Source organism: Blastomonas sp. CCH9-A1 (assembly GCF_001557175.1).
Classification (GTDB): domain Bacteria; phylum Pseudomonadota; class Alphaproteobacteria; order Sphingomonadales; family Sphingomonadaceae; genus Blastomonas; species Blastomonas delafieldii_A.
In genome coordinates, this window is record NZ_LSHM01000025.1 from 109,343 (window position 1) to 124,101 (window position 14,759).

The 14,759-nt window shown below is 64.5% G+C and carries 15 protein-coding genes; 5 read left to right on the forward strand and 10 right to left on the reverse strand.

Going from position 1 to position 14,759, the window contains the following annotated elements; translation table 11 throughout:
- Positions 1-19: 19 nt before the first annotated feature.
- Genes AX725_RS07365 through ribB form a run of 4 tightly spaced genes read left to right on the forward strand, consistent with a single transcriptional unit; the run spans position 20 to position 3,337 of the window.
- A complete protein-coding gene (locus AX725_RS07365) occupies positions 20-379 on the forward strand; it encodes a hypothetical protein (protein ID WP_155645982.1) in 360 nt (119 codons plus the stop codon).
- Positions 376-1,359 (forward strand): bifunctional diaminohydroxyphosphoribosylaminopyrimidine deaminase/5-amino-6-(5-phosphoribosylamino)uracil reductase RibD, encoded by a 984-nt coding sequence (gene ribD, locus AX725_RS07370; RefSeq protein ID WP_208597974.1) that lies wholly within the window; start codon positions 376-378, stop codon positions 1,357-1,359. Before AX725_RS07365 ends, ribD begins: the two co-directional genes overlap by 4 nt.
- A 24-nt stretch (positions 1,360-1,383) precedes the next feature.
- Entirely contained in the window at positions 1,384-1,998 is a 615-nt protein-coding gene (locus AX725_RS07375) for a riboflavin synthase (RefSeq protein WP_060978889.1), read from the forward strand.
- 58 nt (positions 1,999-2,056) lie between these two features.
- Complete coding sequence (gene ribB, locus AX725_RS07380; RefSeq protein WP_060978888.1) at positions 2,057-3,337, forward strand: 3,4-dihydroxy-2-butanone-4-phosphate synthase; 1,281 nt, start codon at positions 2,057-2,059, stop codon at positions 3,335-3,337.
- A 25-nt stretch (positions 3,338-3,362) separates the two neighbouring features.
- Here ribB and AX725_RS07385 read toward each other — a convergent pair whose 3' ends face one another.
- From AX725_RS07385 to creD, 9 genes are all read right to left on the reverse strand, one after another.
- Positions 3,363-3,716, reverse strand: coding sequence for a HesB/IscA family protein (locus AX725_RS07385; protein ID WP_060978887.1), 354 nt, complete (start codon positions 3,714-3,716; stop codon positions 3,363-3,365).
- 198 nt (positions 3,717-3,914) lie between these two features.
- Positions 3,915-4,388, reverse strand: coding sequence for a DUF59 domain-containing protein (locus AX725_RS07390; RefSeq protein WP_060978886.1), 474 nt, complete (start codon positions 4,386-4,388; stop codon positions 3,915-3,917).
- A 5-nt stretch (positions 4,389-4,393) separates the two neighbouring features.
- Complete coding sequence (locus AX725_RS07395) at positions 4,394-5,689, reverse strand: cysteine desulfurase (protein ID WP_081096979.1); 1,296 nt, start codon at positions 5,687-5,689, stop codon at positions 4,394-4,396.
- Positions 5,689-6,444 (reverse strand): SufD family Fe-S cluster assembly protein, encoded by a 756-nt coding sequence (locus AX725_RS07400; RefSeq protein WP_060978885.1) that lies wholly within the window; start codon positions 6,442-6,444, stop codon positions 5,689-5,691. The genes AX725_RS07395 and AX725_RS07400 overlap by 1 nt, the downstream gene beginning before the upstream one ends.
- A gap of 223 nt (positions 6,445-6,667) precedes the next feature.
- Positions 6,668-7,408: a Fe-S cluster assembly ATPase SufC gene (gene sufC, locus AX725_RS07405; RefSeq protein WP_060978884.1), complete on the reverse strand. Its 741-nt coding sequence runs from the start codon at positions 7,406-7,408 to the stop codon at positions 6,668-6,670.
- A 146-nt stretch (positions 7,409-7,554) separates the two neighbouring features.
- Positions 7,555-9,051 carry a Fe-S cluster assembly protein SufB gene (gene sufB / locus AX725_RS07410; RefSeq protein ID WP_060978883.1) on the reverse strand — a complete coding sequence of 499 codons (1,497 nt, stop codon included), beginning with the start codon at positions 9,049-9,051 and terminating at the stop codon, positions 7,555-7,557.
- Positions 9,048-9,506, reverse strand: coding sequence for an SUF system Fe-S cluster assembly regulator (locus tag AX725_RS07415; RefSeq protein ID WP_060978882.1), 459 nt, complete (start codon positions 9,504-9,506; stop codon positions 9,048-9,050). The genes sufB and AX725_RS07415 overlap by 4 nt, the downstream gene beginning before the upstream one ends.
- Positions 9,507-9,619: 113 nt before the next feature.
- Complete coding sequence (locus AX725_RS07420; protein ID WP_060978881.1) at positions 9,620-10,906, reverse strand: acyl-CoA dehydrogenase family protein; 1,287 nt, start codon at positions 10,904-10,906, stop codon at positions 9,620-9,622.
- A 43-nt stretch (positions 10,907-10,949) separates the two neighbouring features.
- Positions 10,950-12,305: a cell envelope integrity protein CreD gene (gene creD, locus AX725_RS07425; RefSeq protein ID WP_060978880.1), complete on the reverse strand. Its 1,356-nt coding sequence runs from the start codon at positions 12,303-12,305 to the stop codon at positions 10,950-10,952.
- Between the two features lie 648 nt (positions 12,306-12,953).
- Between creD and AX725_RS21775 the strand changes: the two genes are divergently transcribed.
- Positions 12,954-13,289 carry an immunity protein Imm33 domain-containing protein gene (locus AX725_RS21775; RefSeq protein ID WP_081097012.1) on the forward strand — a complete coding sequence of 112 codons (336 nt, stop codon included), beginning with the start codon at positions 12,954-12,956 and terminating at the stop codon, positions 13,287-13,289.
- 57 nt (positions 13,290-13,346) lie between these two features.
- Here AX725_RS21775 and AX725_RS07430 read toward each other — a convergent pair whose 3' ends face one another.
- The gene (locus AX725_RS07430; protein ID WP_060979596.1) at positions 13,347-14,660 is read right to left on the reverse strand and encodes a M20/M25/M40 family metallo-hydrolase; all 1,314 of its coding nucleotides are present in this window, start codon (positions 14,658-14,660) and stop codon (positions 13,347-13,349) included.
- Positions 14,661-14,759 lie beyond the last annotated feature (99 nt).

Here is a 14,759-nt window from a genome sequence, read left to right on the forward strand (position 1 = left end):
ACGGGCGCAAGCGCCTATCTTGCCCCCTATGGGATTCTTTCGCGACATATCGCCGGTGCGCGCTGCATCGGACCTGAAGGCCTATTGGTTCGACCAGCAGGAGCATAAATGGCGCTTTCTCGCGCTATCGGCAGCGTGCACGATCGCGATCTTCGGCGCGTTCATCAGCGAATCCGGCTTCGAGGTGCAGTGGAAGCGCCCCGAGATCACCTGGGTGACCAGCCTGGAGCCGGGGCGCAGCGACGAGCAGATCCGCAAGGAAATCGAGGCCAACCAGCTGCTCAAGGAAAAGCGCGAGGCCGAGGCGCTTCGCCGTGAGGAAGAGCGCAAGGCGCAATATCGCCGTCTCGCCGAACAGCTGGGCATGGATACCGAGTGATTCCGACCGTCCGGTCCGATGCCGACTGGATGCGCGCGGCCATTGCCCTCGCCGAGCGCGGACGTTCGCTGTCGAGCCCCAATCCCTCGGTCGGCTGCCTATTGGTTCGCGATGGCCGCGTCATTGGCCGCGGCTGGACCGATCGCGGCGGCCGTCCGCATGGCGAGGCGATGGCGCTCGCTCAGGCAGGCGATGCCGCGCGCGGGGCGACCGCCTATGTCACGCTTGAGCCCTGCGCACATGAAAGCGCGCGCGGGCCAGCCTGTGCCGATCTGCTGATCGCAAGCGGCGTGGCACGCGTGGTCATCGGTTGTCAGGACCCCGACCCGCGCACCAATGGCACCGGCATCGAGCGGCTGCGCGCAGCGGGCATCGCGGTCGAGACCGGTGTGCTGGAAAGCGAGGCGCGCGCCAGCCTCGCCGGATTTCTGACGCGTCAGGTGCTGGGCCGCCCCTTCGTCACCCTGAAGCTCGCGACCTCGCTCGACGGGCAGATCGCGATGGCCGACGGGTCGAGCCGCTGGATCACCGGGGACGCCGCCCGCGCGCATGCGCATGTCGAGCGCGCGCGGCATGACGCCATTCTGGTCGGCGGCGGCACCTATCGCGCCGATGCGCCCAAGCTCGACGTGCGGCTCGCCGGGCTCGAACATCGCTCGCCGCGCCGGGTGCTGCTGAGCCGGATGGGTGATGCGCCGTCAGGCTGGACCGGCATCGCCGCGCCCGAGGATATTGCGACGCTGGAAGGCACCGACTGGCTGATGGTCGAGGGCGGCGCGGAAGTCGCCGCCGCGTTCTTGGCGCGCGACATGGTCGACCGGTTGCTGCTGTATCGCGCACCGGTGCTGATCGGTCACGGCATGGCAGCCCTGGGCGATATCGGGCTGAGCGAGCTGGCGCACGCGCACGGCCGCTGGCGGCTCGACGATACGCGGCTGCTTGGCAAGGACCGGATGGAAAGCTACCAGCGGGTGCGCTGACCCGCCGCATCGAGGACCCATTTCATGTTCACAGGCATCATCACCGATATCGGCACCATCGACCATGCCGAACAGCGCGGCGACCTGCACGCGCGCATCCGCTGCCATTATGACATGTCGGGCGTCGCGATCGGCGCATCGATCGCCTGCTCGGGCGCGTGCCTGACCGTGACGAGCAAGGGCGACGACTGGTTCACCGTCGACATTTCCGCCGAGACGGTGAGCAAGACCGCCGCAGGTCGCTGGGTCCAGGGCAAGCGGCTGAACCTCGAACGCGCGCTGAAGATCGGCGATGAACTCGGCGGGCATATCGTGACCGGCCATGTCGATGGCGTGGGAACCGTCGCTGCGCGCGAGGCCGAGGGCGATTCGATCCGCTTCACCATCGCCGCCCCCGCCGCGCTCGCGCCCTATATCGCCGCCAAGGGATCGATCACCGTCGACGGCGTGTCGCTGACCGTCAACAGCCATGCCGATCAGAGCGACGGCAGCGTCCATTTCGGGCTCAACATCATCCCGCACACCTGGGAGATGACGACGCTGGGCGATCTGCAGCCGGGGGATCCGGTCAATCTGGAGATCGACGTGCTCGCCCGCTATCTGATGCGGATGAACGAGGCAAAATCGCTTTCGATGTGATTTGAAGCTTTCGACTCACATTGCAGTGTGATATCGGAATCTCCGAAAGGATATTCCAATGTCAGCGCAATTGATCGAACGCATCGTCGAAATCATCGAGACCGGCCAGGAAAGCCGCGCCGGCCTCGCCCGCGCCGCAGGGCTGCACGCCAATTCTCTGCGCAAGCTGGGCGAGCCCGACTGGAACCCGACCGCCGAGACTTTGGGCAAGCTCGAGCGCTATCTTTCGCGCGATCCCGCTGGCGTCATGGCGACGGCCGAAGAGATCATCAACGAGGCGCGCAACGGCCGGATGTACATCCTGGTCGATGACGAGGACCGCGAGAACGAGGGCGATCTCATCATCCCCGCGCAGATGGCGACGCCCGATGCGATCAACTTTATGGCCAAATATGGTCGCGGTCTGATCTGCCTTGCCATGACCCGCGACCGGGTCGAGCAGCTCGGCCTCAACCTCATGTCGCGCAACAACGGCACGCGGCACGAGACCGCGTTCACCGTCTCGATCGAGGCGCGCGAGGGCGTCACCACCGGCATCAGCGCCGCCGATCGCTCGCGCACCGTCACCGTCGCGATCGATCCGAGCAAGGGTCCCGAGGAGATCGTCACCCCCGGCCATGTCTTCCCGCTGATGGCGCGCGATGGCGGCGTGCTGGTGCGCGCCGGCCATACCGAGGCGGCGGTGGACGTGTCGCGGCTCGCGGGGCTCAACCCCTCGGGCGTGATTTGCGAGATCATGAACGATGACGGCACCATGGCGCGGCTCGACGACCTGATCGAGTTCGCGCACATCCACGGGATGAAGATCGGCACGATCCGCGACCTCATCGCCTATCGCCGCCGCCATGACCATCTGGTCGAACGGCGCGCCGAGGCCCGCTTCACCAGCCGCCACGGCGGCGAGTGGAAGGCGATCGTATTCTACAACAAGGCCGAGAAGAACGAGCAAATCGTGCTGCAAAAGGGCCATGTCGATCCCGACAAGCCGACCCTGGTGCGCATGCATGTGCTGAGCCCGTTCTCCGACATTTTCGGCGAGACTGGGCCGCGTTCGGGCGTGCTGGGCAAGGCGATGGACCTGATCGGCGAGGAAGGCGCAGGTCTGGTCGTGCTGCTCAACCGGCACGGCATCAACAGCCTGAGCAACGCGGTGCGGATGAAATCGGGCGAGGCGGTGCCCGATATGGAGGAACTGCGCGATTATGGCATCGGGGCGCAGATTCTCACCGAAATGGGCGTGAACGAGATGGAATTGCTGACCAACTCGCACCACAGCCTGGTGGCGCTCGACGGCTATGGCCTGTCAATCGTCGGAGAGCGCCCGATCCCGATGGACTGACCGCCGGCGCGGCAGCGCGAGGGCTTCAGACGGTGAAGCTCTCGCCGCAGCCGCAGCTTCCCTTGGCATTGGGGTTGGCGAACACGAAACCGGCGGTGAAATCGTCCTCGACCCAGTCCATGGTCGATCCGATCAGGTACAGCACCGATCCGCCATCGACGTAAAACGTGCCACCGGGGGTTTCGATCTTCTCGTCGAACTTCACCTCTTCCGTCACATAATCGACCGAATAGGCGAGCCCCGAACAGCCCCGGCGTGGGGTCGACAGCTTCACCCCGATCGCCCCTTCGGGCGCATTCGCCATCAGATGCGCGATGCGCGCCTCGGCCGACGCGGTCAGCGTCAGCGCGGCGGGACGGGCACGAGTGGTGGTGGTCATCGATCTTTTCCTCACTTTACCCCTCTCCCCCACGAGGGAGAGGGTTGCGAAGACTTGGCAGCTCGCTGCCTAGTCGGAGCTGGGAGAGGGGGAAATGCGCAACCCCCGCGCACCTCACCCTCATCCAACTTCGCCTAGCCTCGCTGATGCTCGACAAGGCTTCGTATCCTTCTCCCTTCAAGGGAGAAGGTTAGGTAATTACAACATCCCCATTTCGAGCCGGGCCTCGTCGCTCATCTTGCCCGGATCCCAGGGCGGATCCCAGACCAGATTGACCTCGGCATCGGCGATCCCGGGGACCGAGCAAACCTGCATCTCGACCTCGCCGGGCATGGATTCGGCGACCGGGCAATGCGGCGTCGTCAGCGTCATCGTGATGATCGCATGCGCGTCATTCACCTCGACGCCATAGATCAGCCCAAGGTCATAGATGTTCACCGGGATTTCGGGATCGTAAATGCCCTTCAAGCGGTCGATCACCGCCTCGTACACCTCGCCGCCCGGCTCGTTCGGAGCCTGGCCCTGCGGCTTCTCGGCCAGGAAGCCATCCAGATAGTCGCGGCGGCGCGGCTCTGCGGGCGCGGCGTCCTCGACCACGTCCTGCACGCGCGCCTTGGGCGGCTTGGCCACTGCCTCGACCTCGTCGATCACGATCTTTCCCGTCTCTTCCATAAGCCTCACCCGAAAATCCTGCGGACCCGTTCCAGTCCCCGCACCAGAGCGGCGACATCGTCGCTGTTGCTGTAAATGCCGAAGCTCGCGCGCGCGGTAGCAGCCACGCCGAGATGATCCATCAGCGGCTGGGCGCAATGATGCCCGGCGCGGATCGCGACATGCGCTTCGTCCAATATGGTGCCGATATCGTGCGGATGCACCCCCTGCATCTCGAACGAGAGGATGCCTGCGCTGTCCTTCGGCCCGAACAGACGGATCGCGTTGATGCCCGCGAGCGCGTCCTGCGCCTCGGCGACCAGCGCGCTTTCATGCGCATGGATCGCGTCGATGCCGATCACTTGCACATAATCGATCGCTGCCGCCAGACCGATGGCTCCCGTGATATGCGGCGTGCCTGCCTCGAACCGCTGCGGTGGCGGGGCATAGGTGGTGCGTTCGAAGGTCACCCGGTCGATCATCGCGCCGCCGCCCTGCCACGGCGGCATGGCACCCAGCAGCTCGGCCCGGCCCCAGAGCACGCCGATGCCGGTGGGGCCATAGAGCTTGTGCGCGCTGTACACATAGAAATCGCAGCCCAGAGCCGCGACATCGACGGGGATACGCGGCACCGCCTGACAACCATCGAGCAGCAGCAGTGCGCCCACCGAATGCGCGAGTGCCGCCGCGCGCCTGGCATCGAGCACGCTGCCGAGCACGTTCGACACATGCGCGAGCGCCACCATCTTGTGCGCCGGCGTCAGCATCGCCTCGACCGCGTCGAGATCGATCCGCCCATCCAGTGTCAACGGGGCGACATCGATCACCGCGCCGGTGCGTTCGGCGACGAGCTGCCAGGGCACGATATTGCTGTGATGCTCGAGCTGGCTGAGCAGGATGCGGTCGCCGGGCTTCAGGTTCTTGCCGCCCCAGCTCGAGGCGACCAGGTTGATCCCCTCGGTCGCGCCGCGCACGAATATGGTCTCGTCCTCGCGCCCGCCGATGAACGCCGCCGCCTTGCGCCGCGCAGCCTCGTAAGCGATCGTCATGTCCGCCGAACGTGCATAGACGCCGCGGTGCACCGTCGCATAATCGCCGCCATAGCTCTGCGCGATCGCGTCGATCACTTGCCTGGGCTTCTGCGCGGTGGCGGCGGAATCGAGATAATGCCACGGCTCACCCGACCCGGTAATCAGGCCGGGGAAATCGGCGCGATGATTCAGAAGCTGCGCCCCACCCCGCTCAGGCTGAGCTTGTCGAAGCCCCCGCGCGGACCCTTCGACAGGCTCAGGGTGAGCGGATGTGATTACAATCTCACCCATCACGCCAGCCCCTCCAGCGCGCGCGTTTCGATCGCCTCGCGCGCGGCGTCGTCGTCGAGCGACACGAACGCATCGGCGATGAACGCCTGCAGCATCAGCTTGCGCGCCACCTGCGGCGGCAGCCCGCGCGCGGCCATGTAGAACAGGGCCTGCTTGTCGAGCTCGCCCACGGTGGCACCATGCGCGCATTTCACATCGTCGGCATAGATTTCCAGCTCGGGCTTGGCATTGGCGGTCGCGGTGCGGTCGAGCAGCATCGCCTTGACCGATTGCGACGCATCGGTCTTCTGCGCATGCCGCGCGACCGCGACCTTGCCGAGGAACGATCCGGTCGCGCGGCCCGCGAGCACGCTGCGCACCACCTGGTTGCTGGTGGCATGGGGGTGCGCGTGGTTCACGCTGGTGACGATCTCGAGCGTCTGGTCAGAATGGCCCAGGATCGCCCCCCCCATCTCGAAATGCGCGCCTTCGTGCAGCAGCACATGGATGCTCATCCGGCCATAATCGGCGTCAGTGCACAGCAGATGCAGCGCGAACGTCGCACCCGCTTCGATCTCCACGTCGAGATCGGTGATCGACACGCCCGACAGCGCCACCGGCAGCACGATCTGCCGCGAGAGCGTCTCGCCTGCAGGCACCACGATCCGCTCAGGTCCCTGCGGCACATCGCCCCAAACGCGCGCCAGCGCATCGAGATCGGCATAGCGCCAGGCCTCGTCCTTGCGGGTGGGGAGGGGGATGACGTTACCGCTCATGATCCCTCTCCCCAAAACCCCTCTCCCTTGAGGGGAGAGGGCTGCGAAGCCTTAATGAGCGAAGCGAATTTAGGCGAAGCTGGGTGAGGGTGGAGCGGTTGCGGGGCAATTGCTGCGGATGACGCACTCACCCTCATCCAACTGCGCCTAGCCGCGCTGCGCTTGGCAAGGCTCCGTATCCTTCTCCCATCAAGGGAGAAGGTTCTGGCAGGCTGCACGCCCATCACGCCACCGCCTCGTAACCCTGTTCTTCCAGCTCCAGCGCCAGCTCGGGACCGCCGCTGCGCACGATGCGGCCACCGGCGAGGACGTGGACGAAATCGGGCTTCACCAGATCGAGCAGCCGCTGATAGTGGGTGATCAGCAGCACCGCCTTGTCGCCCTTGCGCATGATCGCGTTGATGCCTTCGCCGACGATGCGCAGCGCGTCGATATCAAGCCCGCTATCGGTTTCGTCGAGCAGCGCGAGCTTGGGATCGATGATCCCCATCTGCACCATCTCGTTGCGCTTCTTCTCGCCGCCCGAAAAACCGACATTCACCGGGCGCTTGAGCATCTCCATGTCCATGCGCAGCAGCGCCGCCTTTTCCTTGGCAAGCTTGATGAACTCCGCGCCCGACAGCGGTTCTTGCCCACGCGCCTTGCGCTGCGCGTTGAGGCTTTCGCGCAGAAACTGCAGGTTGGAGACGCCGGGAATCTCGACCGGGTACTGGAAGCCCAGGAACAGCCCGGCAGCGGCGCGCTCGTGCGGCTCGAGGGCGAGCAGGTCCTGGCCGTCGAAGGTCGCGGTGCCCTGGGTTACCTCGTATCCAGGCCGTCCGCCCAGCGTATAGGCCAGCGTCGACTTGCCCGCACCGTTGGGCCCCATGATCGCATGGATTTCCCCTGCGTTGATGGTGAGCGACAGCCCCTTGAGGATCGCGGTTTCGCCGACTGTGGCGTGGAGGTTGTTAATCTGGAGCATTGTCATTTATCTCGTTCGGCAAATCGGTTGTCTGTCGTCACCCTGAACTTGTTTCAGGGTCCATTTCGCCCCACACGGCTTCGGCTGCTGCGGCACGATGGATGCTGAAACAAGTTCAGCATGACGGCGAAAAGAGGATCTGAGGCTCACCCCACGCTCCCCTCAAGCGAAATCCCCAGCAGCTTCTGCGCTTCGACCGCGAATTCCATCGGCAGCTGCTTGAGCACCTCGCGCGCGAAGCCGTTGACGATCAGCGCGACCGCGTCCTCCTGGCTAAGCCCGCGCTGCATCGCGTAGAACAGCTGGTCGTCGCTGATCTTGCTGGTCGTCGCCTCGTGCTCGATCGTGGCGCTGGGATTGCGCACCTCGATATAGGGCACGGTGTGTGCGCCGCACTGGTCGCCGAGCAGCAGGCTGTCGCACTGGGTGAAGTTGCGCACGCCCTCGGCCGAGGGGGCGACGCGGACCAGCCCGCGATAGGTGTTGTTGCTCTTGCCCGCGCTGATCCCCTTGGAGACGATGGTCGAACGAGAGCCCTTGCCGTTGTGGATCATCTTGGTGCCGGTATCGGCCTGCTGGCAATTGTTGGTGACCGCGACCGAATAGAATTCGCCGACGCTGTCCTCGCCGTTGAGCACGCACGAGGGATATTTCCACGTCACCGCAGAGCCGGTTTCGACCTGCGTCCAGCTGATCTTGGAGCGCGCGCCCTGCGCCAGCCCGCGCTTGGTGACGAAATTGTAGATGCCGCCCCGCCCTTCCGCATCGCCGGGGTACCAGTTCTGCACGGTCGAGTATTTGATCTCGGCATCATCGAGCGCGACCAGCTCGACCACGGCGGCGTGAAGCTGGTTCTCGTCACGCTGCGGCGCGGTGCAGCCTTCGAGATAGGACACGTAACTGCCCTTGTCGGCGACGATCAGGGTGCGTTCGAACTGGCCGGTATTTTCCGCGTTGATGCGGAAATAGGTGGAAAGCTCCATCGGGCAGCGCACGCCTTCGGGGATGTAGACGAAGGTACCGTCGGAAAAGACGGCGCAGTTCAAGCACGCGAAATAATTGTCGCGCACCGGCACGACCTTGCCGAGCCACTTCTTCACCAGCTCGGGATGCTCGCGGATCGCCTCGCTGATCGACATGAAGATGACGCCCGCGCGGCTCAGCTCCTCGCGGAAGGTGGTGGCGACCGACACGCTGTCGAACACCGCATCGACCGCGACCTTGCGCGCGCCCTCGACCCCGGCGAGCACCTTCTGCTCCTCGATCGGGATGCCGAGCTTTTCATAGACGCGAAGGATCTCGGGATCGACCTCGTCGAGCGAGCCCAGCTTCGGCTTGGCCTTGGGCGCGGCGTAATAATAGGCGTCCTGATAATCGATCGGCGGATAGTTAAGCTTCGCCCAATCGGGCTCGGGCATTTCCTGCCAGATGCGGAAGGCCTTCAAGCGCCAGTCGAGCATCCATTCGGGCTCGTTCTTCTTGGCGCTGATATAGCGGACAGTGTCCTCGTTCAGCCCCTTGGGCGCGAGTTCCTGTTCGATATCGGTGGTGAAGCCCCATTCATAGGTGCCCACCTTTTCGGCTGCGGCCCAGGCATCGGCATCGCGCACCTTGCTTTCAGCGGTGTTGCTGTCGTCGGTCACGATACGGTCCTTTTGAAATCAAGAGCATGTTCGGGGCGGCGTGGATCCGGAATGTGCTGGCCGAGGCTGGCCAGCGTCACTGATGCCAGCGCCGCGCGGATGGTGCGGTTGACGATCTGCCAGTGCGGGCGGACATGGCAGCTGCCCTCGATCGCGCAATCGCTGGCATGCTCGCCCGAACAGACGGTGATGGTGATCGGGCCATCGACCGCCTCGACAATATCGGCAAGCGTGATCGCGGCGGGTGGGCGCGACAGGCGGAAGCCGCCGCCCGCGCCGCGCACCGATTCGATCAGCCCGGCGGCGGAAAGCTTGCTCACCAGCTTCTGGGCGGTGGGCAGCGGCAGGCCGGTCTCTTCCGCCAGCGCACGCGCATTGCACCGCATGCCACCGCAATGGCGCGCAGCGGCGCTCATCAGCACCACGGCATAATCTGCAAGACTGGACAGACGCATGCGCCGCTCCCGCTAATCGGCCAACAAATCGGATTGAATCGTTCCGATTAGCAGATGGCTGTTTTGCATGCGGAAATCAAGGTTTTGTTGGATGGTGGCTCGCGGCCCCGACGCTATTCGAACAGCGCGCGCCTGGGGCCCAGAAAGCCGAACAGATAGGCCGCCACCTTGCGCATCTGGATTTCCTCCGACCCTTCGGTGATGCGGTAGCGGCGGTGGTGGCGATAGATATGTTCGAACGGGGTGTGGCGCGAATAGCCGATGCCGCCATGCACCTGCATCGCGCGATCGGCCGCCTCGCAGCACAGCCGGTTCGCCCAATAGTTGCACATGCTGACCTTGTCCGAGAGTTCGCGCTCGATCGCCTTGTGCGGCATGTTGTCCATGTCCCAAGCGGTCTTGCGGATCAGCAGCCGCAGCATCTCGGCCTGGGTCGCGAGCTCGACCAGCGGAAACTGGATCGCCTGGTTCTCGGCCAGCGCCTTGCCGAACGGCCGCCGCTCGCGCGCATATCTGACGCTTTCCTCGATGCAGAACACCGCAGCGCCTAGTGACGATGCCGCCTGGCGGATGCGGTTCTGGTGGACGAAGCTCTGCGCGAGCGAAAGCCCCCTGCCCTCCTCGCCCAGCATCGCGCTTTCGGGCACCCAGACATTGGTGAACGACAGGCGCGGATGATCGGTGGGCATGTTGAAGGTCCACAGATACTCCTCGATCTTCAGGCCCGGCGTGTCGGTCGGCACGAGCAGGCAGGTGATGCCGCGCGCATCGCCATCCTGGCCGCTGGTCCGGGCAAACAGCGCGCAGTGCGTCGCGACATGCATGCCGGTGATCCACATCTTCTCGCCATCGATGCGCCAGCCGGGCACGCCGTCGCGCGTCTCGCGCACCGCGCGCGTTTCCATATGCGTCGCGTCCGATCCGTGGTTGGGCTCGGTGAGGCCGAAAGCGGTGATCCGCGTGCGCTCGAAGCCGCCCAGGATGAACTCCTGCTTCTGCTCTTCGGTGCCGAATTCCTCGAACATCGCGACGAAGGGGAAATTGCCGACAATCGAATGCTCGTTCTGCAGGTCGTTGTGCAGGCCCAGCCCCATGGCCGCAAAATGCTCGCGGATCACCGCCATCCACAGGTTGGAGCCATCTTGGCCGCCATATTTCTTCGGCGCGGAAAAGCGCCAGTGCCCGGCGGCATCGGCGCGGTGTTGCGCCTCGCGCAGCAGCTCTTCCCAATCGTGGCGCGGCAGGCCCCCGTTATCGAAATCGGTGCGCGCCCATTCGCGGCGATGATCGAAAAAGCGGATATTGTCGTCCGCCTGTTCGAGCGGCTTGATCTCCTTCGCGATGAACGCGTCGAGCTCGGCCAGATAGGCGGTCAGCTCCGCCGGAAGCGTGAAATCCATGGGTGCATCCTCATATTATCGTTTGGATGCACTATGGACGGCTTTACGCTTCCGGCAAGCCCTTGGCTGCGTCCCGCTGGCCCAGGCCCGACCAGTCGACGCGGCGGGTGACGTACATCACCGCCGCCAGCGCCACGAACAGCAGCACCGATCCGATCAGCAGCGAATAGGCCTCGAGGTTGAGCAGCACATAGAGCAGCGCATAAAGCCCGAGCAGCAGCCCGCCGATGAACCCGGCGCGCTTGGCGCTGCCGAGCACCGCGGCGCTATAGGCGCTGATCAGCCCGATGATCGCGCCCGAGGCGAGCAGATAGGCGAGCGTGAACCCGATGATCTCGGCAAAGGCGAGCAGCAGCACGAAGAACAGGATCAGCCCTGCACCGGTGAGCAGATATTCCGCCGCCGCGACGCGTGCGCCCGCGATGATGTCGAACATCAGGAAGGCAAGGAAGGTGAAGCCGATGAACAGGAAGCCGTATTTCACCGCGCGATCGACCTGGCTGTAGAGATTGACCGGCTCGATCAGGTCGATCTGCGCCATCTGCGCGCCCGCGCCGATCTGTTCGCCGGGCTGGGGCAGTTGCACGATCGCGCGGCCGAGCGCGAGATTGCTGATCTTGTAGCGCGCGGTGAAGCCCTTTTCGGTAACGCTGCGGCTGTTGGGCAGGAACTGTCCGGCAAAGCTCGGATGCGGCCAGTGCGAACGCACGGTCCAGTCGGTCGCCTCGCCATCGGGGATCAGCATCAGCTGACCATTACCGCGCACGCCGAAGCGATAGGCGACATCGACTGGCGCTCCGGCGGTTTCCGACCAGTCGGCAAAGGCAAAGAAGCCGGAGCCATTGGTGGAGCCCAGCCCCTTGCCGGGGCGCAGCGGCAGCGGCTTGCCCGCCATGGCAAGCGCATTGTCGGCGAGCAGCCCGCGCGCATCCGAAATGCCGACGCGGATTTCGGCGCGGTCGAGCATCAGCTCCTTCGGGTTCACCCCGAAGCGCGCGAGATCCTCAGGGAGAGCGAACCGCGCCGTGCCCTTGACCCGCGCCTCATAGACCACGGTTTCGTAGATCGACTTGGTCCGCCGCTCGGGCTCGACATCGACCGCTGCGGTGTTGCTGACGGGGGCCAGGAACAGCTCGCGCTCGATCGTCACCGCGCGCGACGTCTCCCGGCCGTTTTCGGTGACGGTCTCGACCGATTGCTGGCGATAGGGGATGACCATCACCGGCCCTGCGAGCATCTGCGGCCCGCCCCAGCCCTCGGCGACGCTGGCGCGCGCGGTTTCCGACTGGCTCTGCCGATCCCAGACGAGCGCATAGACCATGAACAACGGGATCGCGAGCAGCGCGCCGATCAGCACGGTCATGCCCAGCTTGAAGCCGGGGCTGCGTTCCTTGGCCATGTGCACTGGTCCCTTCACGGTTCGTCGATGAAAAAGCACGGCTGGGCTATACGCGCAAAGCTGAATTGGGTGTGAACTGCGTCACAGCGAATCGGTGAGGCGAGCGTTAACCCTGTCACGGAAGCCGGATGCCTCACCCGTTCGTTGCCCGCTAGCAATCGGGGCATCCGGCTTCCACTATCGCCATAGCGCAATTCCCGCTCTCTCTCCTTCAAGGGAGAGATACGAAGGCTTGCCAGCTTGTCTGGCTAGCCGAAGTTGAGAGGGGCTCAGGCAGCGCATTCCCCCCTCCCCAACCCTCCCCCCTGAAGGGGAGAGGGCAAGTGTCCCTCACCGCGATCCTAAGCCCAAACTGGGTTCACGCGAAGCCCGCGGAGCCACGAAGCACCTGCGCAAACCCGGTCCCCTGTGAAGGCAGGGGCCCATCTCCCGACTGTTATTCTTGGACGCCAGGGCAGGAGATGGAGGCCTGCCCTCGCAGGCAAGCGGAATGTGCGGAGACGGTGAGCGGGGAGGAAACCCGAAAGTCTGCTATCTGCGATCATGCGAAAAAAGCTGCCTATCAGGAATCGAACCCAACGTTGCCGTTCACGATGAAAAAACGACTGCCCTATAGCCGCCATTAGACTACCGCGATACATTGATCGTATGGAAGAAGAGCAGCGAGATATTTGTAAGCGGTATGGCGCTGTTTTCACGCCACCGGACGGCACCGATAAGGTCGGCGTTTCTGAGAGCGCCATGCGTGGCGGACTTCCACTTCATGGCCTGCGTCATAGGCCAGAGAGTGGAACGACGGGCTGGTTCATATGGGCTGGTGATTGGTCAGACGACCCTGACTTCTTCAAACCATTGCACCTCTATCACCTCACCGATCATTGCCCGGCTGTCCTTCCATTCTTGGCCCTGCCGCCGGGATGGAGGTTCATATTAGCCGCAAGGCATGAGGACGTATGGTCCGATCGCGGCCTATTGAGCGCCTAAAGCCGCCGTTCGCCAATCCGCCCAGATCCGGTCGTTCAAGTGACCTAAGCCAGCCTCTCACCGCTTCTCCATCGCCAACCGGCTCATCAGGATCGCTGCCCTTTTCGCCTGGCGCTTGATGCTCGGCAGGTCGACCGTCTCGCCCGGCGCGTGCGCGCCTTCGCCCGCTGGGCCCATGCCGACCAGTCCATCGACATAGCGCGCGACGAACGAGATATCGCCCGCGCCGCGCTTCAGCGGATCGAGTTCGGCCATCTGTTCGAGGCCGAGGTCCGCGTTGATGCCATTGAGCCGCTTGAGCAGCGCGCGGTTGCCTTCGGTCGGGGCCATCGGGGGATAGCCCTGTTCGAAGATGATCTCGGCGCTGGTGCCGGGCAGGTGCTGGGCGACAATCGCCTGCATCTTGGCCTTGACCCGCTCGGACTGTTCGTCGCTCAAGGTGCGGAAATCGCCGCGCGCCACCGCGAGCGCCGGAATGATGTTGGTCTTGCCCGCCGCCTGCGCGCGAACAAGATCGGCATCGAGCTGCGCCACTGATCCGCCCGCGATCAGCCCGACATTGAAGGTCAGCTTGTCCTCGGGCAGCTCGTCATGGAACTGGTCGATGATCCGCGCAAGCTCGTAGATCGCGCCATGGCCCGCGCTGGCCGAGAAGATGCCCGAGCTGTGGCCTTCCTTGCCGGTGGCGTTGACCTGCCAGCTATAGGAGGAGCGCCGCGCGATCGAGCCCATGTCCTTGCCATCGACCTGGGACAATCCCTCGAAATCGAGCGCGACATCGGCCCATTGGCCCCATTTGACAAGGTCCGCGCGCGCAATGTCGATCGGGTCGCCCGCATCCTCCTCGTCGCCGGTGAGCACGATGGTGATGGTGGCGGCAGAAAGCGTGCCCGCCTTCTGCATAGCGTCCAGGGCGGCGAACATGGTGATCACGCCGCCCTTGTTGTCCTCGATCCCCGGTCCTTCGAGCGTGTTGGCATCGATGCGGCGGACATTCTGGAACGGCGAATCGGGTTCGAACACGGTATCGAGATGGCCGATCAGAAGCATCCTGGTGCTGCCCGGGCGTCCGGTGCGCGTCGCGATCAGGTGCCCGGCGCGCCCCGCCGCCTTCTGGTCGACCCATTCGACCTTGAAGCCCAGCTTCTCCAGCTCGGGCGTCACCATGTCCGCCACCTTCTTCACGCCCGCCAGGTTGCGGCTGCCGCTGTTCTGCCGGGTGATCGCCTCGAGCACGCCGATCCAGCGATCATGGTCCTTGTCCACCGCCGCGACCATCTTCGCCTCCTGGGGCGACAGCTTGGCGAAGGCGGGCGTGGCGACGACCGCCAAAGCGGTGGCGGCGGCGAGTGCGAATGTCCGGAACGTCATACTGTACCCCTTCGAGTGATTTCGAGTGAAATGGAACATTTCACGGCTCGGAAATCACGGAAAACCAGAAAGCTAGACCCAGCTTTTGATCCCATCAAA